Annotated in this window: 24 protein-coding genes; 10 read left to right on the top strand and 14 right to left on the bottom strand. The window is 70.1% G+C overall.

Going from position 1 to position 23,046, the window contains the following annotated elements:
* The first annotated feature begins 129 nt into the window (after positions 1–129).
* On the top strand, positions 130–819 hold the full coding sequence (locus ACZ5NW_RS28410) for a DUF4232 domain-containing protein (protein WP_468746780.1): 690 nt from the start codon (positions 130–132) through the stop codon (positions 817–819).
* Positions 820–831: 12 nt separating this feature from the next.
* Here the strand turns inward: ACZ5NW_RS28410 and ACZ5NW_RS28405 are convergent, their stop codons facing one another.
* Both ACZ5NW_RS28405 and ACZ5NW_RS28400 read right to left on the bottom strand, forming a co-directional pair.
* The gene (locus ACZ5NW_RS28405) at positions 832–3,543 is read right to left on the bottom strand and encodes a LuxR C-terminal-related transcriptional regulator (protein WP_468746779.1); all 2,712 of its coding nucleotides are present in this window, start codon (positions 3,541–3,543) and stop codon (positions 832–834) included.
* Positions 3,544–3,658: 115 nt separating this feature from the next.
* Positions 3,659–4,363 (bottom strand): IclR family transcriptional regulator, encoded by a 705-nt coding sequence (locus ACZ5NW_RS28400; RefSeq protein WP_468746778.1) that lies wholly within the window; start codon positions 4,361–4,363, stop codon positions 3,659–3,661.
* A gap of 317 nt (positions 4,364–4,680) precedes the next feature.
* Between ACZ5NW_RS28400 and ACZ5NW_RS28395 the strand changes: the two genes are divergently transcribed.
* The 3 genes from ACZ5NW_RS28395 to ACZ5NW_RS28385 all read left to right on the top strand — a co-directional run bounded on the left by ACZ5NW_RS28395 (position 4,681) and on the right by ACZ5NW_RS28385 (position 6,172).
* Positions 4,681–5,055 carry a hypothetical protein gene (locus ACZ5NW_RS28395; protein ID WP_468746777.1) on the top strand — a complete coding sequence of 125 codons (375 nt, stop codon included), beginning with the start codon at positions 4,681–4,683 and terminating at the stop codon, positions 5,053–5,055.
* Between the two features lie 205 nt (positions 5,056–5,260).
* A complete protein-coding gene (locus ACZ5NW_RS28390) occupies positions 5,261–5,587 on the top strand; it encodes a hypothetical protein (protein WP_468746776.1) in 327 nt (108 codons plus the stop codon).
* A gap of 93 nt (positions 5,588–5,680) precedes the next feature.
* Positions 5,681–6,172, top strand: a complete 492-nt coding sequence (locus tag ACZ5NW_RS28385) for a GNAT family N-acetyltransferase (RefSeq protein ID WP_468746775.1) — start codon at positions 5,681–5,683, stop codon at positions 6,170–6,172.
* 96 nt (positions 6,173–6,268) lie between these two features.
* On the opposite strand, the gene ACZ5NW_RS28380 is transcribed toward ACZ5NW_RS28385, so the two are convergent.
* The 6 genes from ACZ5NW_RS28380 to ACZ5NW_RS28355 all read right to left on the bottom strand — a co-directional run bounded on the left by ACZ5NW_RS28380 (position 6,269) and on the right by ACZ5NW_RS28355 (position 10,275).
* Entirely contained in the window at positions 6,269–6,853 is a 585-nt protein-coding gene (locus ACZ5NW_RS28380) for a DinB family protein (protein ID WP_468746774.1), read from the bottom strand.
* A gap of 33 nt (positions 6,854–6,886) precedes the next feature.
* Complete coding sequence (locus ACZ5NW_RS28375) at positions 6,887–7,105, bottom strand: helix-turn-helix domain-containing protein (protein ID WP_468746773.1); 219 nt, start codon at positions 7,103–7,105, stop codon at positions 6,887–6,889.
* A complete protein-coding gene (locus ACZ5NW_RS28370; RefSeq protein WP_468746772.1) occupies positions 7,105–7,596 on the bottom strand; it encodes a DUF2975 domain-containing protein in 492 nt (163 codons plus the stop codon). Before ACZ5NW_RS28370 ends, ACZ5NW_RS28375 begins: the two co-directional genes overlap by 1 nt.
* 131 nt (positions 7,597–7,727) lie before the next feature.
* A complete protein-coding gene (locus ACZ5NW_RS28365) occupies positions 7,728–8,381 on the bottom strand; it encodes a LysE family translocator (protein WP_468746771.1) in 654 nt (217 codons plus the stop codon).
* An 89-nt stretch (positions 8,382–8,470) separates the two neighbouring features.
* A complete protein-coding gene (locus ACZ5NW_RS28360; RefSeq protein ID WP_468746770.1) occupies positions 8,471–9,136 on the bottom strand; it encodes a response regulator in 666 nt (221 codons plus the stop codon).
* Positions 9,127–10,275 (bottom strand): sensor histidine kinase, encoded by a 1,149-nt coding sequence (locus tag ACZ5NW_RS28355; RefSeq protein ID WP_468746769.1) that lies wholly within the window; start codon positions 10,273–10,275, stop codon positions 9,127–9,129. Before ACZ5NW_RS28355 ends, ACZ5NW_RS28360 begins: the two co-directional genes overlap by 10 nt.
* A gap of 307 nt (positions 10,276–10,582) precedes the next feature.
* On the opposite strand from ACZ5NW_RS28355, the gene ACZ5NW_RS28350 reads away from it, so the two are divergent.
* Positions 10,583–11,716 (top strand): serine hydrolase domain-containing protein, encoded by a 1,134-nt coding sequence (locus ACZ5NW_RS28350; RefSeq protein WP_468746768.1) that lies wholly within the window; start codon positions 10,583–10,585, stop codon positions 11,714–11,716.
* 67 nt (positions 11,717–11,783) lie between these two features.
* Here ACZ5NW_RS28350 and ACZ5NW_RS28345 read toward each other — a convergent pair whose 3' ends face one another.
* Positions 11,784–12,239: a MarR family winged helix-turn-helix transcriptional regulator gene (locus tag ACZ5NW_RS28345; protein WP_468746767.1), complete on the bottom strand. Its 456-nt coding sequence runs from the start codon at positions 12,237–12,239 to the stop codon at positions 11,784–11,786.
* A gap of 121 nt (positions 12,240–12,360) precedes the next feature.
* Here ACZ5NW_RS28345 and ACZ5NW_RS28340 point away from each other — a divergent pair, with 121 nt between their 5' ends.
* The 3 genes from ACZ5NW_RS28340 to ACZ5NW_RS28330 all read left to right on the top strand — a co-directional run bounded on the left by ACZ5NW_RS28340 (position 12,361) and on the right by ACZ5NW_RS28330 (position 15,213).
* A complete protein-coding gene (locus tag ACZ5NW_RS28340; RefSeq protein WP_468746766.1) occupies positions 12,361–13,227 on the top strand; it encodes an NAD(P)H-binding protein in 867 nt (288 codons plus the stop codon).
* Positions 13,228–13,449: 222 nt separating this feature from the next.
* The gene (locus ACZ5NW_RS28335) at positions 13,450–14,709 is read left to right on the top strand and encodes an SLC13 family permease (RefSeq protein WP_468746765.1); all 1,260 of its coding nucleotides are present in this window, start codon (positions 13,450–13,452) and stop codon (positions 14,707–14,709) included.
* 3 nt (positions 14,710–14,712) lie between these two features.
* The gene (locus ACZ5NW_RS28330; protein ID WP_468746764.1) at positions 14,713–15,213 is read left to right on the top strand and encodes a universal stress protein; all 501 of its coding nucleotides are present in this window, start codon (positions 14,713–14,715) and stop codon (positions 15,211–15,213) included.
* Between the two features lie 67 nt (positions 15,214–15,280).
* Here ACZ5NW_RS28330 and ACZ5NW_RS28325 read toward each other — a convergent pair whose 3' ends face one another.
* Complete coding sequence (locus ACZ5NW_RS28325; RefSeq protein ID WP_468746763.1) at positions 15,281–15,952, bottom strand: response regulator; 672 nt, start codon at positions 15,950–15,952, stop codon at positions 15,281–15,283.
* Positions 15,927–17,102, bottom strand: a complete 1,176-nt coding sequence (locus ACZ5NW_RS28320; protein ID WP_468746762.1) for a sensor histidine kinase — start codon at positions 17,100–17,102, stop codon at positions 15,927–15,929. Before ACZ5NW_RS28320 ends, ACZ5NW_RS28325 begins: the two co-directional genes overlap by 26 nt.
* Before the next feature lie 308 nt (positions 17,103–17,410).
* Here ACZ5NW_RS28320 and ACZ5NW_RS28315 point away from each other — a divergent pair, with 308 nt between their 5' ends.
* Positions 17,411–19,594: an MMPL family transporter gene (locus ACZ5NW_RS28315; protein WP_468746761.1), complete on the top strand. Its 2,184-nt coding sequence runs from the start codon at positions 17,411–17,413 to the stop codon at positions 19,592–19,594.
* A gap of 8 nt (positions 19,595–19,602) precedes the next feature.
* Here the strand turns inward: ACZ5NW_RS28315 and ACZ5NW_RS28310 are convergent, their stop codons facing one another.
* Both ACZ5NW_RS28310 and ACZ5NW_RS28305 read right to left on the bottom strand, forming a co-directional pair.
* Complete coding sequence (locus ACZ5NW_RS28310) at positions 19,603–19,962, bottom strand: DoxX family protein (protein WP_468746760.1); 360 nt, start codon at positions 19,960–19,962, stop codon at positions 19,603–19,605.
* A 13-nt stretch (positions 19,963–19,975) separates the two neighbouring features.
* Positions 19,976–20,470, bottom strand: coding sequence for a cupin domain-containing protein (locus tag ACZ5NW_RS28305; protein ID WP_468746759.1), 495 nt, complete (start codon positions 20,468–20,470; stop codon positions 19,976–19,978).
* Between the two features lie 81 nt (positions 20,471–20,551).
* Between ACZ5NW_RS28305 and ACZ5NW_RS28300 the strand changes: the two genes are divergently transcribed.
* Positions 20,552–21,403, top strand: coding sequence for a LysR family transcriptional regulator (locus ACZ5NW_RS28300; RefSeq protein ID WP_468746758.1), 852 nt, complete (start codon positions 20,552–20,554; stop codon positions 21,401–21,403).
* Positions 21,404–21,425: 22 nt separating this feature from the next.
* On the opposite strand, the gene ACZ5NW_RS28295 is transcribed toward ACZ5NW_RS28300, so the two are convergent.
* Positions 21,426–22,934, bottom strand: coding sequence for a DUF4246 domain-containing protein (locus ACZ5NW_RS28295; protein ID WP_468746757.1), 1,509 nt, complete (start codon positions 22,932–22,934; stop codon positions 21,426–21,428).
* Between the last annotated feature and the right edge of the window lie 112 nt (positions 22,935–23,046).

Genomic DNA, 23,046 nt, shown 5'->3' with positions numbered 1-23,046 from the left:
ACAACGGGCCCTGTCACCACCCTGTCACAGGTGGCTCACCGGGGAACCCGTCCCCGTGCCGGCCCGGTCTCCATCGGCGAGTGCCGGGGGAGACCAGGCCCTGCGCGCCATCCGATCTCGGGGGACCTCATGCAGTACATGAACAGCATCCGCTATGCCGCGCCGGCGATGGCAGCGATCGCGGCCGCCCTGACGCTGACCGGCTGTCAGCCCGCTGCTTCCACGTCCGGCGCCGACGCGCCCTCGAAGGCGTCGAACAGCGCGGCTCCCTCCTCGCCCACTTCCGCGGCCGCGGAGCCCTCCGACCTCGCCTCTTCTCCCGCTGGACGTGACACCGCGAGCGCTGTTGCCACCTCCCCCTCACCGGCGAGGCCGGAGAGGACCTGCGCGGCCGACGCCCTGACGGCGGCCGCCTTCCAGGCCGCCGACCGGCCGGCCGGCACGGGAATCGGAGCGGCGGTCGTGGAGTTCCACAACGTCTCCGCACGGTCCTGCGTCCTGCGGGGCCATCCCACGGTGGCCGGCGCGGGCAACGGTTCCCCGCAGCACAACGCGCCGCTCAAGGTGACGCCCTCGGGCCCCGCCTCGCCGGTGCGGGTGGCGCCGGGCGGCAGCGCCTGGCTGAAGCTGACCTTCGTCCAGGTGCAGGGCGAGGCGGACGGCTACTGCGAATCCGGATCACAGCCCGTCGCCTACCCGACCCTGGTAGTTGGTCTGCCGGGATCCGGGGCGCACCAAGTCGCGTTGGAGGACGGCCTGTTCGCGGAGTGCGACAACACGGTGACCGCCACGGCCGTATCGGCGACGAAGCCTTCCTGAGCCCACCGGCGATCAGCGGGTCGTGGCGTCCGCGTCCGACCCGTTCCGTCGCCGCCGCAGGGCGTCGGCCAGGTCACGGCGGTTGGTGATGCCGAGTTTCGTGTAGACGCGCTGCAGATGGTTGTCGACGGTGCGGACGGAGAGCAGGAGTGAGTGGGCTATGTCCTTGCTGCTCGCGCCGGTCGCGGCGAGCAGAGCGATCTCGTGTTCTCGTGGGGTGAGGGCGAGAGTGGCGGCGCCGGTGTTCAGCAGGGGCGTGCCGACGGTGCCGCAGGTGGCTCGCAGGCCGGCGGCGCGTGTGTCGGCCGCGACGGCCTGGCGGTGCATGCCTCGTGCGCGCAGCGTCGCGGAGGCGACGGTGGCCGCCTCGGCGGCCATCAGGTCGGCTCCCGCTTCGTGCAGGGAGTCGGCCGCCGCAAGGAGCTGTACGGGCTCCCCGGTGGTGAGAGCCGCGGCGAACCGGGCCCGGGCGGGGGCGAGCGAGCCCTGGCACCGGTCGCCGAGAGCGGACAGTCGGTCGGCGACGTCCTTGGCGCCGCCCAGACGCGCCACGTCGGTGAGCAACATCATCTCGGTGGTGAGGTGCCCGCCGGCGCCCGCGGTGCGTGCCGCTCGGCGCAGGGCGTCGCGTGCCGCGACGAGATCGCCGCGTGCCGCGGCCGTCCAGGCCCGTCCGAGCTCCGCTTCGCTGGGGCACAGCAGGCCGGAACGGGGACTCGGGTCGTCCGGGGGACCGGCGGCCGGATCGGTCAGGTGCTCCAGTTCCGTCAGGGCTTGCTGGGCGGCCGCGAGGTCATCGCTCACCGCACAGGCAGCGGCCATGCCCCCGAGGGCGATGCGCAGTGCGTCACGGTGGTCGAACGCCCGGGCGGAGGCGATGGCTTCGGCGTACCAGCGGCGGGCGGTCGCCGCTCGGCCGACGAGCCACTCGACTCTGCCGAGCAAGCAGGCCAGCCAGATCCGGGGATACAGCACTCCGGCGGCGACGAGTTGGGCGAAGGCCTCTTCTCCCACGGTCCGCGCCCGTACGAGGCAGCCGTCCTCGGTGTGGGCGAGCACCATGGCTCGAAGCAGCCCCGCGGGATGCATGGTGGGAAGGACAGGGGCTTCGAGGCACACGGAGTGGATCTTCTGCGCCCAGGTGATGGCCTCTCCCGTCCGGCCGACTGCCGCGAGTGCCACGGGTTTGAACTCCGCCAGGCTCAGCCACACGGCGACACGCGCGGGGGAGGACGGCTCCGGTCCGACGTCGGACAGCAGGGCGAGGCCCTCACGCGGGTGCCCTGACGCCATCAGAAGAGAACCCTCGTTGGCGCGTAGTTCGGCTCGGCATGCCGTGTCGGACAACTGTGAGCGCGCCTCGGCGTTCATGGCCAGGACGTGGTCGGGCGGGCGGCCCTCGTCGAGCAGGTTCGCGGTGCGCAGCACCGTGACGGCGACACGTTCCTCCTCCGTCAGGCCGCTCTCGTCGATGCCCGCGAGGGTCTGCTCGGCGGCGCGCGAGCTGCCGGTGATGAACCTGGTCTGCCCGAGCAACAGCCGCGTCGCGACGGTGTGCTCGGATTCCGGAACGGCCTCCAGCAGCGGCAGCGCGGCGCAGTAGTCGTACCTGCGCAGCGCGTGGGTCGCGCCCCGGTACAACAGGGCGGTGTCGGCGCGGCCGGTGGACTGCAGCGTCCAGGTGGCCACGCGCTGGGCGTCGTCCGCGCGCCGGCACCCGCGCTCCTGGATCCGCTGGGCCTGACGCAGCAGGATGGAGCGTCGCCGCAGTGGGGGGATCCGGCCGCGCAGTACCTGCCCGTACAGCGGCTCGGCCAGCGTCACGACCGTACGGCGTCCCTCCTGGGCGGCTTTGATCAACCCCGCGGTCTCCAGAGCGAGGAGGACGTCCAAGGGCGCCGTGTCGTCCAGATCAGCCGGTGCGACGGGTTCGCACAGCGCCACCACGTCCAGAGCATCGCGCGCTGCCGCCCCGCTCAGGCTCAACCGTCGCTCGACCAACTCGGTCAGCCGAGGCGTCCCCAGGTAGGTGCCGTCCTCCCATAGCTCCATGAGGCCGCCGTTGCGCCGCAGCGCCCCTGAGCGCAGCGCCCCCAGGGTGAGTTCGCGAAGGAACAGGGGGTTGCCTCCACTGGCCCGGAAGAGGGCGTATGCCGCGCGTTTGACGGGGGGTTGCTCCAAGGAACGCGTGAGCAACTCCTCCACGTGCTCAAGGGGCAGTGGCGCCAGATCGAAACGCATCATGCCGTCGCCGGGTAGCAGGACGTCGGATGCCGCGGTTCTGCAGCCCGGCTGACCGGTGGGCAGAGTCGCGATCAGCCGGACGGTGTCCGTTTCGACCAACTGCCGTAACAGCAAGGCGGAGGGAGTGTCGAGAAGGTGTGCGTCGTCCACGAGCAGGACCCGGGGACGTGCGTCCGTTCCGCTCAACGCTCGGGCGGCTGCCGTGAAACGGCTCATCGGGGTGGACAGGTCGGCGTCCCCCGGCAGCAGATGGGCCAGCGCGCCCAACGCGACCGCGGAGTATCCGGCGCTCGTCACCGCGCGTGCGGTGGCCGCTCCGGCGGCAGCCGCGCCCGCCAGGAGTTCCTCCGCCAGCCGGGTCCTGCCCACCCCCTGCGGTCCACAGAGCAGCACGCCGTAACAGCTGGGTGCGTCCAACAAGGCGTTCACCGACTGGAGTTCGCTGTCCCGCCCGGCTAACGGCCATAACATGTCGGCCATGGGGCGCACCGTCACCTGCATCGGACGAATGCCCACCACCCACCCCCCATCAAGGTTCGGCCACCAGGACCGTACAACCTGGCGGCTCGGACGATGCGTTCTTCGCGATGTGATGTCAACGCCCTTGTCGGCGGCGGCCGTTGACGTCCCGCGTGCAGAGAGCCCCGCCTGATGGCGGCCGTCTACGCAGTCCGCCCTCGATCGCGCGGCCGGTCTGTACCGCGGCCCGGGCGAGTCGATCGAGCGGCTGTCCCGGTGTGGCCAGTACGCACAACGCCCCGACAGGTGTGCCGTTCGGGGCTCGCAGAGCCACTGCCGCGCAGCAGACGCCCTCCACCACCTGTTCGTGATCGTAGGCAACGCCCTCACCACGAATCCGTGCCGCCTCACGCGGCCACCACGAAGGCATCGGGTCCAGCGGGACCTCCGGGCTCGCGGCGATCTGTGCTTTGCCCGCCGCGGTGAACCATGGCCACGTGACATCGTCCAGCAGCGGGCCGAAGGGCGTGTCCGGGCCTGCGGTCCAGTCCAGGGTCAGGGTATGGCCGCCCCGGACCACATTGATGGCCGCGCTCGTCCCCGTCGCCGCGACGAGGCGGCGCACCGGCTCGCGCGCCGCAGAACGCAGTCCGGGATGCGGCTGCCACCTCCGGCCCAGGAGGAACATCTGCGGCCCCACGCCATAGTGAGTGCCGCGCCTTTCCACGGCCCCGAGTTCCGCCAGTTGCGTCAGCACGCGATGGGCCGTCGACTTCGGCAGTCCGCTGTCCGCGGCCAGCCGTGTCACGCCGGCCTGACCTCGTCGTTCCAGCGCGGCCATCAGCCGGAAGGCGCCTTCGAGGACGCCTCGGCCCGCAGGCGTCTGATGGCTCCCGAGCGTTGTGGTCGCGTGGTGTGTGACAGATGCGGTCCCCGTCTTCTGCGGCACTTCGTCCCCCCTGTCAGCGCGTCCCCTGCGCGCTGTCGTCCGGCACCCTGCCCCGGCGGCGGACGTCTGCGCATGAGCAGTGATTACTCACCGCGGACTCCCGCTGGCCAAAGCGGCCTCGTGCCGCTGACCGGACCCCGGCGCGACAACCGAGGGCGTGGCGGCGCACGCTCGGCATCGCAACCGACGAGCGAGACGAAGGAGCAAGCATGAGGCACAAGTTCGGCCGTCGAGGCGCGATGATGGCGGCTGTCGCCGCACTGAGCGCGGGCGGGCTGATGCTGTCGGCGACGGAAGCGTCCGCGACGGCGGCCATCCCGTTGAGCACGGAGTTCAACGCCCCCGTCTACCGCAGCACCAATGTGTCGTCGGGCAAGGTCGGAGTGACCGACCTCGCACCCGGCGACGTGATCATCGCGGACTGCTGGAGCCGGGGCCAGAACCTCGGGCGCGGCAACGTCTGGTACCACACCCTGGGGGAGCGCTACCGCAACGGCACCGAACTGTTCATCACGGGGTGGACGTACGGGGCCTTCGTCGACGGTAACGACGCGTTCCACGACGGCTCCGTACCGGCCTGCTGAGACCGAGACAGTCGGTCGAGTGGGTCCGTGCGGAAGAGGTAACCGCCTCCGGGTTGATGCCGGAGGCGGTTCTCTGCCTCCGGGATGAGTAGCCGTACTTATTGCGGCATTCGAGGGATCCTCGGGAGACGGTGCAACTGACACGGTGGGCCCCGCGACTTCATGGGGCAGAGACAGGCACCACCCCGAGCGAGGGAGATCCGCGGTGAACCCGTACAGCGACACGCTCGCCCCGGTCCAGGACATCTGGTCCATGAGTGACTCCTCGACACCCACCATCGATCTCGGCCCCCAGCGTCCCCCCACCAGTGAGCGCGGCGGTGACTACCTTTTGCCGCCTCCTGACCCGAGGCAGCGTCTGGACATCCACGTCAGCCCCGCCGACCGGCGACGCTTGGACCTGTTCGCCGCACTCACCATCCGAGGCATCGCACCCCTCCCCGGCGATCAGGATGCCGTGACCGCCATCAGCGCCCTCGGCGATGCGGTGGCCACGGCTGTCCTGCGATGGGTGTCGCACCCCGTCAGCTGATGCGGCACGAGCGATGTGGCGCGGACTGAGGGCAGACACGGCCACCGTTTACTCAGTTGCAGTGAACCTCATGCGACTCCAACACTCGAGGCCATGAGTGATTTCGTGATCCGTGCGGCGATGACGGCTGACGCATCGTTCTTGCAGGACATGCTCGTTGAGGCGGCGAACACGCCCAGTCACCCGGGGCGGAGCCGAGCGGACACGTTGGCCGTCCCGGAGGTTGCGCGCTACGTCGACGGGTGGCCTCGCGCCACCGACCTCGGTGTGGTGGCCGTCGAGGTCGACGGGCGCGCCGTCGGTGCGGCATGGCTCAGGTTCTTCACCGAGGCTGAGCCTGCCTACGGCTTCGTCCATGCCGACATCCCCGAGCTGGCGATCGGCGTTGTCGCTGATCGGAGGGGGCGCGGTGTGGGTCGTGCGCTGCTGCGGGCGCTGGCCGACACCGCCCGACAGCACGGCTTGGAGTACATCAGCCTCAGCGTGGAACGCGTCAATCCTGCTGCCGCGCTCTACCACGCGGAGGGCTACCGGGTGGTCGAGAGCCGCGACCATGCTGACACCATGCTGCTCGACCTGCGGTAGGCCCGCTGCGGACGACAGTCACAACACAGACCTCGGCGGGCGGTAGCGGCCACGAGATCGCCCGCTCGATCACCCACCTGCGGCATGGGAAACCGTCTAAGCCTTGATGCCTGCCGCCGACCTGGCGGCCTGCTCGATCTTCGCGCGGTAGGCCGCACGGGCTTCCTCGTCGATCTGCTGCTCGTATTCGGCGCGCAACCCGGTCCGGCCGTCGAGGCTCTCGCGCAGGATATCGGCGTGCCCGGCATGCCGGATGGACTCGCCGAGGACATGGACCATGACGGCGAACAGGTTCGTGTTGGGATAGGGCTCCGACCACCACGGCACATGGCCGGGGGCGTCGAGGGGAAGCTCGTTGATCGTCGCGTCCGAGTGTTCCCACGTGCGCCGGTAGAACCCGATGATCTGCTCGCGGGTCTCGTCCTCGGTCGCCCACTGATCGCTGCCGTCGTGGTCCTGCCACCGGGGCAGCGGTTCCGGGGAAGGGCGGTCGAAGACCTCGCCGAAGTACCTGGCCTCGACGGTTGCCACGTGTTTGACCAGGCCGAGCAGATTGGTCCCGGTCGCTGTCAAAGGCCGGCGGGCGTCGTATTCGGACAAGCCGTCGAGTTTCCAGAGCAGCGCCTCGCGGTCCCGCCGCAGTCTCCCGTGCAGGTTGTGCTTGGCGAATTCATCGATCATGCGGCATGAGCCTGCCATGGGCTGCTCGGGGTCTCAACATCCCGCATCCTCCGCCTCCCAGCGCAGCAGGTCACCCGGCTGGCACTCCAGTACCTCGCAGAGCGCGGCGAGCGTCGTGAAGCGCACCGCCTTGGCGCGGCCGTTCTTGAGAACCGCGAGGTTGGCGGGCGTGATGCCTACGCGGTCCGCGAGCTCGCCCACGGACATCTTCCGCCGGGCCAGCATCACGTCGATGTCCACGGTGATCGGCATCAGATCACCTCGTCCAACTCGGCCTGCATCTGCGCCGCTTCGACATCGCGCGCGACGGCCTGGGCGAGCAGCATCCGCAGCACCTGCACGATGAGCGCGACGCCCAGAATGGCCACGCCGACCCCGCCCATGATGACGGTGACTCCCGGGTCCTCCCGCTGGCCCGGTGCATTGACGATGGTGACCGCGAACCACACGAGGGCGGCTGCCACGATGGCACCGATCACGCCGTCCACGTACCGGAAGGCGGCGTGGGAGAACACGGTTCCGCGCCGCACCATCGACACCAGTCGCCCGACGCAGACCAGGGCGACCTGGACCGACACCATGCCCAGGATCGTGATCACGCGCAGCGGGGTCAGGGGGACCGATCCGTCCTCCGGGTCGTTCCCGCTGACCAACGTCCACACCATCAAGGCCTGTACGAACACGGTGCCGGCGAACACCACCGCGAGCACGGCACGCAGCGCACGCACTGTCAGCTTGCCCAAGGCTCATCCTTCCATCGACTTGCGATGGGAATCTATCGACTCTCGATAGATTGGGCAAGGGCTGGGGCGGAGGGTGCACGGCGGATTCCCATCAACGGAGGGCGCCGCCCTCCCCTCTCCTCGGGGCGTCTTCAGTTGTCCCCGAGTGCCAGCTTGATGCCGAAGCCGACGAGTACCGTTCCTGTGGTCGCGTCGATGGCCCGCTGCACCGAGCCGCGGTTCAGCCACCGGCGGACGAGCTGGGTGCCGTATATCAGCGCGCTGAACCAGACCAGCCCCTCCAGATCGTGCACGGTCGCCAGGACGACGCCCATCAGCAGATGCGGGGCGTCGGCGGGGATGAACTGGGGCAGCATCGCCATGTAGAAGACGCCGTTCTTCGGGTTCAGCAGGCTCGTGCCCAGCCCGCGCGCCCAGGACCCGGCCCACGTCGCCTCCACGATCGTGGCTCCCGCCCCGCCCGGCACGTCCCCCGACGCGGGCCGACCGCGCTCCTTGAGCGTCCGACGGAGCATGGCGATCCCCAGCCAGGCCAGATATCCCGCACCGGCCAGACGCAGCCCGTCGTACAGCAGATGGGATGCCGTGAGCACCGCCGAGGCACCGACCGCGGCGGCCACGCCCCATACGAGGACGCCGCTGAGGATCCCCAGCGCCGTCGCGAAGGCTCGGCGCCTGCCCAGGGTGATGGCGGAACGCAGCACGAGAGCGGTGTCCAGGCCCGGCATGACGGTCAACATGCCCGCCACGACGGCGAAGGAGGCGATAGCGGAGGGAACGGTCATGCGCCCATCCTGAAGCGGCGGTATCGATCACGTCCAACGCGTCTTGCTTCACGGGTCATTAGCGGGACTGATGCCCAACCTCACCCGTCTCAACGTCCGTTGAGATGGCTGCCGTCGTGGCGGCGGAGGTAGGCCAGGACGGCGCGGACCCGGCGGTGGCCGCTGTCGCCGGTGGACAGGCCGAGTTTGAGGAAGACGCCGCCGATGTGTTTGTGGACGGCGTTGTCGGTGATGAAAAGCCGCTCGGCGATGGTGGCGTTGTCGTGCCCTTCGGCCATCAGCGCCAGGACCTCGCGTTCGCGGGGGGTCAGGGCGTCGACGGGATCGCCGCGGACGGCGAGAAGCTGGGCGATGACCTCCGGGTCCATGGCCGTACCTCCCGCGGCCACGCGGCGCAGCGCGTCGGTGAACTCCGCGATACGGCTCACCCGGTCCTTGAGGAGATAGCCGATGCCGCCGCGGGTGTCGGAGAGGAGGCGGCCGGCGTATTCCTGCTCGACGTACTGGGACAGGACCAGGACGGGAAGTCCGGGGCGGTCGCGGCGGGCCCGGAGGGCGGCGCGGATACCCTCGTCGCGGAAGGTCGGGGGCAGCCGCACATCGACGATGGTGACGTCCGGGCGGTGGGTCTCGACGGCGGCGAGGAAGCCGGCGGCGTCAACGGTGATCGCGGCCACCTCGAAGCCCTGGGAGCCCAGCAGGAGTTCGAGTCCGGAGGACAGCAGCACGTTGTCCTCGGCGATGACTACACGCACGGCAGCTCCACGGTTACGGTGGTCGGCCCGCCCGGCGGGCTGCTGATCTTCATGGTGCCGTCCAGAGCGGCGGCGCGGCGGCGAATTCCGTCCAGACCGCTGCCCCGGGACGCGTCCGCCCCGCCTCTCCCGTCGTCGGTGATCTGTGCGGACAGCGTCGCGCCGGTGCGGATGACGCGGACGGCGGCCTTGGTGCCTCGGCTGTGCCGGGCGATGTTCGCCAGCGCCTCGGCGACGGCGAAGTAGGCGACCGCTTCGACCGTGGCGGGGACCTCACCGAGCTCACCGACGTCGATGCGGGTCGGCACGCCGGCCCTGGTGGCCAGGGTGCCGAGCGCGCCCACGAGGCCCTGGTCGGCCAGGACCGGCGGGTAGATGGTGCGGATGACCGAGCGCAGCTCGGTCATCGTCTCCTCGGTCTCGGCCTGGGCCTGCCGTACGAGCGCGGCGGCCGCGTCGGGGTCCCGGGGAAGGGCCTCCCCGGCCACCGCCAGCCGCATGGCGATGGCCACCAGCCGGGCCTGGGTGCCGTCGTGCAGGTCGCGTTCGATCCGGCGGAGTTCCGCGCCGTGCGCCTGCAGGACGTCTGCGCGCGTCCGGGTGAGCTCGGCGACGCGCACGGCCAGCTGTTCGGCGGATGCCGGTGCCAGGACGGCCAGGCAGCACCGCGCGTGCGTCCGGGCGAGCGGTGGCAGGACGAGGATCGCCACCGCCGCGAGGAGCAGGAACTGCACGAGGTTCATCGTCAGTGCGGGGACCCAGCCGTCGACACGGACGTCGATCAGCAGCAGCCGTGGCGGATCCGACGCGGGAAAGGCCCACCACGCGACGGTGGCGACCAGGGTGAGGAGCAGATTGCCCAGGCACAGCAACGCAAGTGCCCCTGTGGGCAGGCCGGTTGCCACCTGAGTCACGAGCCACGCGAGGTCCCGGCGGAGGGCCGGTCGGCGCGCCTCCACCGGTCGGCCCAACAGTGCCCCGGCGCGCCGGCGGTGAGCTTCCGCCCACCCGGCCGCCAGCGACGGGACGCACAGCAGCGGCGCCGCCACGAGCGTCACCGTCGCGGTGATGAGGGTGCCGAGCAGGTAGCGTCCGCTGCGCCAGGTCTGGATCAACCGTGCGCGGGCCTCGCCGTTCATGCCGAGCACTGGTCCGCCCTCGTCTGTCGTACGGACCGGGACCGGCCCTCGGATGTCGTACGGGACCGGGACCGGCCCTCGGAGGCGCCACTGTATGTGCCGGGCGCCCCTGCGGCACTACAGCCTGCTGTAGGTTTCCGGCGGTTGTCTGCCGTAGCGACACGCAACGCGACACGTACCTAGCGTGCGATTCATGAGATCAACGACTCAGGCCGCCGCGCCGCAGCACCGTCCCTCCCAGAAGCGTCGACGTCGGATCGGCCGGGGGTGGTCGGCCGTCGCGGCGGTCGCACTCGGGACAGCGGGTGTGGCCATCGCTGTCCAGTCCCCGGGCGGCGCGGGCGCGACGTCCGCCCCCGGCTACCGGCAGGACGACCTGCGCCGGGACACTCATGCCCTCCACGCGTTGGGGGTCACCGGCGTTCAGGCGCGGGTGACCATCGCATCCGGCCGGGATCTGGTCGCCACCGCCGGTGTCGCCGTGGTGGGCACGAAGCGCCCGGTGCCCCCCGACGGCTACTTCCGCATCGCCAGCACCGGCAAGGCACTCATGGCCACGGTGATCCTGCAACTGGTCGACGAGGGCAAACTGTCCCTGGGCGACACGGTGGACCACTGGCTTCCCGGCGTCATCGAGGGCAACGGCAACGACGGACGGAAGATCACCGTGCGTCAGCTGCTGCAGAACACCAGCGGCCTCCACGACGACCTGCCCGGCTTCGACACCCCGCAGCAGTACTACCAGCACCGCTACGACACCTACACCCCCGAACAGATCGTCGCCCGGGCGATGAAGCACCACCCGGACTTCCGCCCCGGCACAGGCTGGAGCTACTCCAACACCGGCTACGTCGTCCTCGGCATGATCGTCGAAAAGGCCACCGGCCGCCCATGGCAGGAGGAGGTCGACAGCCGCATCCTGAAGCCGCTCGGCATGAACCACACCTACCTGCCGGGCACCACTCCCACCCTTCGTCGCCCGCACGCCGACGGCTACCAGGTCTTCGCCTCCGGTGAACGGACCGACGTCACCGAACAGATCGTCCCCGACCTCGGCGGGTACGTCTCCACCACCGCTGACGTCAACCGCTTCTTCCAGGGACTGCTGGGCGGCAGGCTGCTTTCCCCGGCGCGCAGGGCCGAGATGCAGGACACCGTCCCGGTCGACAAGCGGATCGAGACGTTCTGGCCCGGCGGACGCTACGGCCTCGGCCTGGTCAGCCGTCCTCTGACCTGCGGCGGCAGCTACTGGAGCCACGAAGGGGGAGAAGCCGGCTACATCACTCTGAACGGCGCCACGGACGACGGCAGCCGCACCGTCACCGTCTCCCTGTCCACCAGCGTGAGCGACCTCGACACAACCGTCCGACAACACAAGGCCGCCAGCGACCTTGTCGACCACGCACTGTGCGACACCTCCAGCAACAGACAGGGAAGGTGACCGGGGAGGTCGACCGACTCTGGTACACCGCCGGCGAAGGCAAGGCCCCACACGGGACGTGGGCGTGTCAGGTGGCGGCCGAGTCGCGGTGATCGATGGGTTCGTTGAGCAGCTCCCTCGCCGCCTGGTGGACCTTCGTCAGGGCGTTCAAGAGGGCTTCGCGTTCGGTCGCGGTGAGATCCGCGGTGACCTTCTCTTCGATCGACCGCCGCTCCGCCTCGACCGGCTTCTGCAACGCACGCCCCGCGTCGGTGAGCCAAAGCCTCACGAGGCGGTTGTCCCGGTCGTCGCGGCGACGGGTGAGCAGGCCGGCCGCGGTCATCCGGTCGGCCATCTTGACGACGGTGGGAGTCGTGACGTTCAGCGCGGCGGCGAGTTCGCCGGGCGTGCTGCCGTCCCGCTCCCACAGCGCGGCGAGCAGGTAGTTCTGTCCGACGTGCAGCCCGTGGCGTCGCATGGCCGCGTCGGACAGGGCCCGGAGCACCTTCGACGTCCTGCCGTGCAGGTCCAGGAACTCTGACATCGCGGCCTTTCGGTGAGTGCGGGAGTGGCTTCCGGAGCCACACACAGCTCGATTGACGGCTAATCATTCACCGGCTAACGTTCCCTCAGGTTCGCTAGACGGCAAACGATTTTGGGGAGACATGATGATACTGGTCACCGGAGCCACCGGGAACATCGGCCGCGAACTCACCCGCGAACTCGATGCGAGAGGTGCGACGTTACGTCTCCTCGTCCGCGACCCGGCCCGCGCCGCACAACTGCCCGAGCGCGCCGAGCGCGCCGTGGGCGACCTTGGAGATCCCGCGACACTGACGCCCGCCTTCGCCGGCGTCGACCAACTCTTCCTACTCACCCAGGGCATCGGCACCGACCACACCGCCGCCGCCATCGCCGCCGCCCAGGCCGCAGGCGTCCACCACATCGTGCACCTGTCCTCGTTCCACGTCACCCTCGACCCCATACCGGCCATGGGGCGCTGGCACCACGAACGCGAGCAGATCATCCGCGCCTCCGGCATACCCGCCACCTTCCTGCGGCCCGGCGGCTTCATGACCAACGCCCTCGACTGGCTGCCCACCATCCGCGAGGGGAACTACGTCCTCGACCCGGTCGGCCCGGGCCGCTACGCACCCATCGACCCCGCGGACATCGCCGCGGTCGCCGCCCTCGTCCTTACCGAAGCCGGCCACCAGGACCAGGCGTACGTCCTCACCGGCGACGAGACGTTCACCGTCACCGAGCAGGTCCGGATCATCTCCGAGACGATCGGCCACGACATCGAGGTCCGGGCAGCAGCCACACCGGCCGAGGTCGTACGCTTCCGCTTCCCCGCCGGGGCGCCCCAGGCACTCGCCGACGCCATCACGGAGGGCTTCACCCTCATGCGCAGCGACACCACCGGGTTCCGCACGGACACCGTGCGGCGGCTGCTCGGACGCAGGCCGCGGACGTTCGCGGACTGGTGCGCGCGCAACGCCGACTCGTTCCGAGCGCCTCAGACCGCCTGACCCGACGGCCACCCGCGCCCTCGACACCGCCTCGAACGGGTGATCGCGCTCCAAGAGCTTCCCGTCCACCGGACAGCGGTGAGAATCCCTGCCGCGAAGCTCTGATGGCCCCACAGAAGCCCTCCCGAGATCCGCGGGCACCGGCCCAGGCCCGCGGCGACGCGGCGACTTCGAGGCCGGCCTTCCCGGCCGCCGAGCCGCAGTTCCGGGGAAGATGGCGGGGTGAGTACTGCGCTGGCGGAGGCCCTGTCCGTCGTTCTGCTCGTGGTCGTGCTGGCATGCGCCGTCATCCGCCCGTTCGGCTGGCCGGAGGCGGTGGTCGCCGTTCCGGCCGCCGGTGTCGTCATCGCCACCGGGGCGATCACCCTGGACCACGCGGTGGACGAGGCCGCGCGGCTGGGTCCCGTGATCGGCTTCCTGGCGGCCGTGCTGGTCCTGGCCCAGCTGTGCGACGACGAGGGCCTGTTCCAGGCATGCGGCGCGTGGATGGCCCGCACCGCGGCCGGACGGCCCCGCCGCCTGCTGGCGCAGGTGTTCGTCCTCGCCTCGGTGATCACCGCGGTCCTCAGCCTGGACGCCACCATCGTGCTCCTGACCCCGGTCGTCTTCGCCACCGCCGCCCAGCTCGGTGCCCGGTCCCGACCCCACGTCTACGCCTGCACCCACCTGTCGAACACGGCATCCCTGCTGCTGCCCGTCTCCAACCTGACCAACCTGCTGGCGTTCAGCGCCAGCGGGCTGAGCTTCACCCGGTTCGCCGCCCTGATGGTCCTGCCCTGGCTGGTGGCCATCGGCGTCGAGTACGTCGTGTTCCGCCGGTTCTTCGCCACCGACCTGGACGCCGGGGCGACCGCCCAGGCCATCGTCCAGCCGCGTGAGATGCCGGTGTTCGCCCTGGCCACCGTGGCGTGCACGCTGGTCGGCTTCGTGGTCACGTCAGCGGTCGGGATCGACCCGGCCTGGGCGGCGTTCGCGGGTGCCGCCGTCCTCGCCGTCCGCGCCCTGGCGCAGCGCCGCACCACCCCCGCCGCCATCCTGCGCGCCGGCACGGTGCCGTTCCTCGCCTTCGTCCTGGCGCTGGGCATCGTGGTGCGGGCCGTCGTGGACAACGGCCTCGACACGGCCCTCGGACACCTGATCCCCGATGGCACCGACCTGCCCGCCCTGCTGGGCCTGGCGGCGCTGGCCGCCGTACTGGCGAACGTGATCAACAACCTGCCCGCGGTGCTGGTCCTGCTGCCGCTGACCGCCCCCTCCGGGGCCGGCGCGGTTCTCGCGGTGCTCCTCGGGGTGAACATCGGGCCGAACCTCACCTACGCCGGCTCGCTGGCCACACTGCTGTGGCGGCGTATCGTGCACGCCCACGACGCCGAGGTGGAGCTGAAGGAGTTCACCCGGCTCGGCCTGTATGCCGTACCTGCGAGCTTGGGCGCCGGAGTACTGGCACTGTGGGTTTCACTGACCGCGATCGGAGGAGGCTGACCCATGGCCGTAGTGGTCTGGATCGTCGAGGGCACCTGGCCCGCCTGCGTGGACGCCGCCCGCACCCACGCACCCGAGGACGCGGACATCGTCCTGTTCCATGTCACCCCGGCCGACGTCCCGGGCGCGGCGCACGGCGCGTTCGCCGGTCTGCTCGGCCGGGGCCACCCCGAACGCGACCCCGGCACCCGCCTCGAACACCTCGCGGCGGCCTCCGCCGACCAACTCCTCACCGACGCCGCGCAGCGCCTGGGCCGCCCCTGCGCCCGGACGGAACGCACCGGCCGCGTCGAGCGCGAGGTCGTCGCCGCCGCCGAAGGAGCCGACCTCCTCATCCTCGCCCGCGACGGCGACCGCACCCACCTCGGCCCTCACAGCCTCGGCCCGGCCAGCCGCTTCATCGTCGATCACGCCCCCTGTCCCGTCCTACTGGTCTGGCCCGAGACAGCGCCCGGCATCGCCACCATCCCGCCCCCGCCACCGCACCCGCCCCACCACCGGTAGCGGTGCCTTCGGGCGACGTGTCGGTGCGCGGACGACACGGTGCCGGATGCCGGCGGTGGCCGGGCGCTCAGTCCGTGAGCCAACCGGGGCTGACCATGCCGTACTCGTAGGCCATGACCACGACTTGGGATCTGTCCCGGGCGCCGAGTTTGGCCATGATGCGGCTGACATGGGTCTTCGCGGTCAGCGGGGAGACCACCAAGCGCGCGGCGATTTCGTCGTTGGTGCATCCGGCGGCGATCAGCCGCATGACTTCGCGTTCGCGGCCGGTCAGTGCGTCGAGACGCTGGTCGGGCTTTCGGGTGGGGTCCGGGCGGTTGGCGAACTCGGCGATGAGCCGACGGGTGACGGAGGGGCTGATGAGCGCGTCGCCCCGCACGGCGACGCGTACCGCGTGCAGGAGTTCTGCCGGTTCGGTGTCCTTGACGAGGAAGCCCGTGGCGCCGGCCCGCAGGGCCCCGTACACGTACTCGTCGAGGTCGAAAGTCGTCAGCATGACGACCCTCACTCCGGCCAGTCGCTCGTCACCGGTGATGCGACGAGCGGCTTCCAGTCCGTCCATACCGGGCATGCGGATGTCCATCAGCACGACGTCGGGCCGCAGTTCGCGACAGGCCGCGAGCGCGGCATGCCCGTCGGCGGCCTCGGCGACCACGTGGAAGTCGTCCTCGTCGTCGAGGATGCCGCGGATCCCGGCGCGCACGAGGCGCTGGTCATCCGCCAGCAGGATCCTGATCATCAACTGCTCCGCCGATCGGCTCGTGGTGGTCTGCGAACGGTAGCCGGGCCCGGACGGTGAACCCGCCCGCGCTGCCAGACCCGGTGTTCAACGTTCCGCCCAGCGCGCGTGCTCGTTCTGTCATGCCCGCGATCCCGCTGCCGGCAGCATGCCCGGCGAGAGCGGCACCCTTCCCGTCGTCCTGGACACTGAGCATCAGTTCCCGGTCACCGTGGTGGAGGCGGATGACGACGTGCTGGGCGCCGCCATGGTTGACGGCGTTGGTCAGTGACTCCTGGACGATGCGGTAGGCGGCGAGGTCCACCACTGTCGGCAGGGATGAGATGGCTCCGCTCCGCTCGATGCGTACGTCAAGGCCCGCCCGGGCCGCTGAGGAGACCAACTCGTCGATCCTGGTCAGCCCTGGTGGGGGTGTGGTGGGGGCTCCGTCGTCGACCTGCCGCAGTACACCGAGGGTGGCGCGCAGCTCTCGTAGGCCCTCCTTGCTGCCCTGTTTGATGGCGGTCAGTGCGTCCTGGGCTTGGCCGGGGTCCTTGTTCATGCGGTGCAGGGCGGAGGACGCCTGCACGTGGATCATCGACATGGTGTGGCCGATCACGTCGTGCAGTTCACGGGCGATGCGCAGCCGTTCCCGGGTGGCCCGTAGTCTGGCCTGCTCCTCGGCGTAGGCGACGCGGCTGTGGCGCATCGCGCCGAGCGCCATCACCGCGACCAGCCAGCCGGTCAGCATGAAGACCGCCGTGCCGTTGACGTTACCGGTGCCGGCCGGCGCACCCGTGCCCACTCCGATGACCATCACGGCGGCCATGGCGACCGCTGCCTGGATTTGTCCTCGGGCCGCCAGCGCGTACAGGGCGGTTACGGGGATCACGACGAGCGGGCCGTCGACCGTGCTCGACAGGTAGTACAGGCCGGTGCCGAGCACCGTGAACCAGCCCACCGCCACCGGGTGACGACGGCGTAGCGGCAGCGCCGCGCACACCGCTGCCGCAAGGAGCCAGGACACGATCACGGATGGGGTGGCGCGCCAGTCCGGGCCCAGCCGTTGCCCCTCGGCCACCCCGGCCAGCGCCAGGACGACCCCGGCGAGCGCCATGTCGGCACGCTGCCCTGTGAGCAGGCGGAGGCGGGTGACGTCGAGGTGCGGCATTGCTTCATTCTGCCTGCGACACGATGGTGCCCAGCCTTTATCTCCTCATTTGTCTCACAGGTGCGTGCTGGAGGAGTACGCGGAAGTCGGGGCGTACAACTGCTGGTGTACGGCGCGGTGGTCGTCTGCCGCCGCTGGTGCAGGCCGGCTGTCAGCCGTGGGCCGACGCCCGCGCCGGGATGCGCGGGCAGGCTCGACGGCATGTCGTCGTCCCTCGCTCCCCTGCGGATCAGGACTGCCCTCGTCGGCGCGGTCGTGGGCGTGGCGGTGACTCCCAACACCACTCGCTGGAATTCGAGGTAGGCATCATGTCTTCCCCCCGCGGCTCCGCCGCGCCCTTTGCCCCACCCCCGCCGCGGGACGGCACGTCCGCGCCCGTGGGAGGGTTCGGCGCCCTGGCAGGTTGGGCGCAGCGCCATCGCTGGGCCGCCCTCGTGCTCTGGATGGCTGTCGTGGCCGCCATCACGATGGGCTCCACCGCGGCCGGCTCCGCGTACCGGAACGACTTCTCGTTGCCGGGCACCGATTCCCAGGCGGCCACCGACCTGTTCAGGAAGCACGGCAGTGATCAGGCGGGCGACAGCGTCGAGATCGTCTTCAAGGACACCGCCGGCGCCGAGAGCGCCAGGAGCAGTGTCGAACCGATGCTGGCCAAGGTGCGGCAGATGGCGGGCGTCGCCGATGTACGCAGCCCCTTCACCGACGCCTCAGCGGTGTCCAAGGACGGCACGATCGCCTACGCGACCGTCACGTTGGACGGCAAGACGGAGGACGTCCCCCAGCGGAACGTCGCCGAGATCATCGATACCGCGCGGAGCATCGCCACCGATCATCTCCAGGTCGAAGTGGGCGGTGAGGCCGCGCGTAACGCGGAGGACAAGGCGGGACCGACGGCCGAACTCGCCGGGATCGTGGCCGCCCTGGTCATCCTTGTGTTGTTGTTCGGTTCGCTGCTCGCGGCGTCCCTGCCGCTGATCACCGCCCTGTTCGCCGTCGGCGGCGCCATCGGCCTGATCGCCCTGGCCTCGCACCTGTTCACCGTCGCCGATTTCACCCCGCCCATCCTGATGCTCGTCGGCCTCGGCGTCGGCGTCGACTACGCCCTGCTGATCTTCTACCGCTACCGCCATGAACTGCTGTCCGGCAGCCGGCCCGAGGAGGCCGGCCGAAGGGCCCTCGACTCCGCCGGCCGTACGGTCTTCTTCGCCGGCTGCACGGTCATCGTCGCCCTGCTGGGCCTCGCCGCCCTGGGGCTCGGCTCGCTGCAGGGCATCGCCCTCGCGGTGGCCATCACCGTCCTGATCACCATGGCCGCCTCCCTGGTGCTGCTGCCCGCACTGCTGGCCCTGTTCGGCGACCGCATCCAGCGCCATGTCCTCGAACACCAGGCCAAGACCAGCGAGAAGGGCAGGACCGAAGGCGATCGCTGGCGCGCCATGGCGCGTGCCGTGCAACGCCGCCCGCTCCCGACCCTCCTGGTCGGCGTGATCGCGCTCGTGGCGCTGTCCGCACCGGCACTGGGCATGCGCCTGGGCTTCGCGGACTCCGCCAACGACCCAGAGGAGACCACCTCCCGCCACGCGTACGACCTGCTCGCCGAGGGCTTCGGTCCCGGCTTCAACGGTCCGCTCATCGTTGTGGTGAAGGGCGGTCAAGAGGCGGGCAGGACCGTCCGGGCCAAGCTCGCCACCACCGACGGTGTCGCCCAGGCCGGCCCCGCGATGCCCTCCGAGGACGGCGAGCTGTCGACCGTCTTCGTCTACCCCACGAGCTCACCGCAGGACGAGGGGACCGTGGACCTCGTGCACCACCTGCGTGACGACGTGGCCCCGCCCCTGGAGCGCACCACAGGAGCCGAGATCCTGGTCGGAGGCGCGACTGCCGCTTCCCAGGACGTCTCCGAGACACTCGCGAACAGGCTGCCCCTGTTCGTCGCCGTTGTCGTCGGCGTTTCCTCGCTCCTGCTCCTGCTGGTGTTCCGGTCCATCTGGATTCCCGTCAAGGCGGCCGTGCTGAACCTGTTGTCCATCTCCGCGGCGCTCGGCGTGGTCACCCTGGTGTTCCAGCACGGCTGGTTCGGCGCACAGCCGGGGCCCGTCGAAGCCTTCATCCCAGCGCTGATCTTCGCGATCGTCTTCGGGCTCTCCATGGACTACGAGGTCTTCCTCATCTCACGCATCCACGAGGAATGGACCCGCACCGAAGACTCCTCGCAATCCGTACGCGAAGGGCTTGCCTCCACCGGCAAGGTCATCACCGCCGCCGCGGCCATCATGATGTTCGTCTTCGGCGCGTTCGTCCTCAGCTCCGACCGCATGCTCCAGCAGTTCGGACTGGGCCTGGCCATCGCCATCCTTCTCGACGCCGTGGTCATCCGGTGCCTCGTCGTCCCCGCAGCCATGCAGATGCTCGGCACATGGGCCTGGTGGCTGCCTGCACCACTGGCCCGCACCCTGCCCGGGGTGTCCATCGAACCCCCCGGGCGCAGCTGAGTTCGGGATCACAGTCCGGCGGCCAGCCAGACAGCCACGGCCGCGGTCGCGATGAGCCCGGCGTTGAGGGTGATCCGGCGGTCTTCGCCGGTCAGGTGGACGGCGACCGCACCGATCTGCAGGAGGACGAAGCCGACGGCGGCGGCCGGCGCCAGCCAGGGCGCGATGCCGGTCAGTGGTGGGAGGATCAGCCCGGCCGCGCCGAGTATCTCGACCGTCCCCAGCGCCCTTACGGCGGGCAACGGCAGGCGGTCGACCCAGGCCATCATCGGCCGGAGTTGATCGCGGCTGCGGATCACCTTCATGGCGCCCGCGTAGAAGTAGAAGAGGGCGAGAAGCCCCGCGACGATCCCATAGGCGATGTTCATGGCGCTACCGGCTTCAGGTGAGGTCGATCGCGGGCTCGGTCGCGTAGCGGCTCATCGCGTCGATGTTGGCCTGTGGCGTCAGCGGCCGGCCGTCGGCGAGCACGTCCTGGAGGTCTCGGAAGTACTGCACGTACAGGTCCGGGGTGAACGTGCTGAGCATGACGGCCTGTTGGGCGGTCAGGTTGGCGAAGGTGTGCGGGGTACCGGGTGGCACCATCACGAGCGTGCCCGCGGTGGCGTCGTGCTCCTCGTCCCCGACGGTGAACCGCACGGTGCCGGAGAGGATGTAGAAGCCCTCGTCGTGTCGGGCGTGGCGGTGCTGCGGCGGTCCCTGAGTGTGCGGTGCGAGGACGGACTCGGCGATCGCCAGACGATGCCCGGTGTGGCTGCCGTCCTCCAGAACGCGCATGCGCGTGGTGCCCAGAACGATCGTCTCGCCGTCGCCGGGTTTCACCACCGATACGGCGGGGTCGGCCTGTGGTCCGCTGGTCCTGTCTTCTTCGGTCATGCCCACGAGTGCACCGCCGGGCCCGTGCCGATGTCCAAGACCCATTCCGTAGCTCCGATACCCCGTGGGTATCTTTGCAGCGTGGAGCTACGGACCTTGCGCTACTTCGTGGCGGTCGCCGAGGAACTCCACTTCGGCAGGGCCGCCACCCGACTGCACATGAGTCAGCCGCCGCTGAGCCGGGCGATCAAGCAGCTGGAGGTCGAAGTCGGGGCCCCGCTGTTCGCCCGCTCGTCCGCCGGCGTCACCCTCACTCCGGTGGGCAGGGTGCTGCTCGACGAGGCGCGGGGCCTCCTCGATCATGCCGATCGCGTCCATACGGCGGTCAGCGCGGCGGCCGGCGTCATGACCATCACCGTCGGCATCCTGGGGGACGGCACCGACCCGGGGATGACCAGGCTGGCCGCCGCCTACCGTCGACGCCACCCCGCCATCGACATCCGCGTCCGCGACACCGATCTGACCGACCCGACGTGCGGGCTGCGCGCCGGACAGGTCGACGTCGCCTTGACCCGAGCGCCGTTCGACGAGACCGCCCTGACGGTGCGTGCACTGCGGAGCGATCCCGTCGGCGTCGTCCTGCGCGCCGATGATCCGTTGGCCCACCGCGACCGGCTGCGCCTGGCCGACCTGAGCGACCGCCGCTGGTTCCAGTTCCCGCAGGGCACCGATCCCCTCTGGCAGTCGTACTGGAACGGCGGCAGGCCACGCGAGGGCCCGGTGGTGCGGGCCGTCCAGGAATGCCTGCAAGCCGTTCTGTGGAACGGCACGGTCGGCCTGGCCCCACTCGGGCACGACCTGCCCCCGGAGCTGGTCGTGGTACCGCTGATCGACATGGCGCCGAGCCGAGTGGTGGCGGTGTGCAACGAGGGCGACACCAACCCGTTGATCCGATCCTTCATCGAGACCGCGGCAGCCGCGTACCGCCACTGACACCGTGTTCAGGTGAACGGGTTCAGTGCTCGCAGAGGGAGAATTCCCGTTCGTAGAGCTGCTCGTTGTGTTCGTCGACGAAGAACTTGCGTTCCTGCATGAGCTGTTCGCGGTAGAGCCGGGCCTGTTCCAGCGTCATGGTCGAGGTGTCGGCCCACGGTTGCTGCGGTGGCACATCGGAGGTCGAGACGATCCTCTCCGACGGGTCGACCAGGAAGAAAGCCAGGATCTTGCGATGTCCCGGGCGGGTGGGGTCGTCGAGGCGGAACGAGCCGACGCGATGCTGCAGGATGTTCGGGAACGCCAGGCAGCGGCCCGCCGGGGTCGACGTCGAGCCCAGGACCTGGTTCAGGGCGTCTTCGTCCTGAAGGCCGTAGACCTCACGCAGACCGTTGTCGTCGTTCTGTTCGTAGTGCGGGTCGTCGAGTGCCGCCCGGAAACTCAGCCGGCTCTCGGTGATGTTCTCGCTGTCCCAGTAGTAGATGCCGGTCGAGACGATCCGCTCGTTCAGCATCCCCTCGACGTGCCAGGAACCGCCGGGGTACTCGGGCTTGTCCGGGGTGAGATGAATCGTGGCGAGCTTGACGATGACCTGCAGACGGCGGCCACGCAGGTCGACCCTGGCGAAATCGTCGGGTATCTCCGGCGCGGTGAAGGCGGGGGCGTCCGGGACGACCGGGCGGCGGTTCTCCCACCAGTCGTCCTGGGCCTCCTCCCACGCACTGACGGCTTCCGTGTAGGCCTCGTCGTCACTGAAGTCAGACTTGTCCGGATACTGCGGCTGCGAGTCGTACCACCCGTAAGGATCGGCCTCGATCCGCAGGGGGCGCGGATGGCGCAGATCGGTGAGCACGTTCTCCAGCAGCGGTCGCAGGCGCGCGAACAACTCCGGTAGTACGGCGGCCAGTTCGCGATGCTTCTCGGGGTGGACGTTGTTGACGTACGAGCTGAAGGTGATATCGCCGTCCGCATGGACGTCGACGTCCGTGGGCAGCCACTGGAATCGCTCCGAGAACTCGTAGCGCGAGTAGCGGTCCGTCGGGTTGTGCCAGGCCTCCTCCGGCGCGCCACTCGCCTCTCTCACCAAGCAGAACAGTGAGGGATGAACCAGATCCAGGACCTGGCCGTCGGAACCGGGATGCCAGTCGAGTTCTTCTTCCGGAACCTCTTCGAGGACGCGGACCGCTTCGCGCAGGCGGGAGTTGAGCTGGTCCTCGATGAGCGTGTCCGACTGCCACACCCCGTCGACGGCGGACACCTCGACGCCGGTGTGGGCGTCCCGCAGCTCGGCGTAATGCGCGAGTTCGGCCAGCACGTAACGGACCTGCGCCTCGGTGAGGCCCTGGGCGAGAGCTTCCCGCGTCCACCGGGCGACGATGTCGGCATCCTTCATCTTCTCGAACCATCCCGGCTTCGCCCGGATCTGGGCGCTGCACTGCATCATCTGAAGTTCTCGCAGCGTTCGGGGCGTCGCGAACGACACGGTACGGGACGCGTGAAAGGGCAGCGGGAAAGCAGACAGGCCAGTCAATTCTCTTGGTCCTCCCAGACGGTGTGCGGTCGGCCGGAACAGTACTTCAGCCCACTGACATCACCACCACAGCCCTGGGAAGCGCGGCCCGACGATCGCCTACGGCGATGGA

The organism is Streptomyces sp. NPDC032126, from assembly GCF_055580085.1.
Note: the sequence above shows the minus strand (reverse complement) of the source record. Positions and strands in the feature narration are given on the sequence as shown.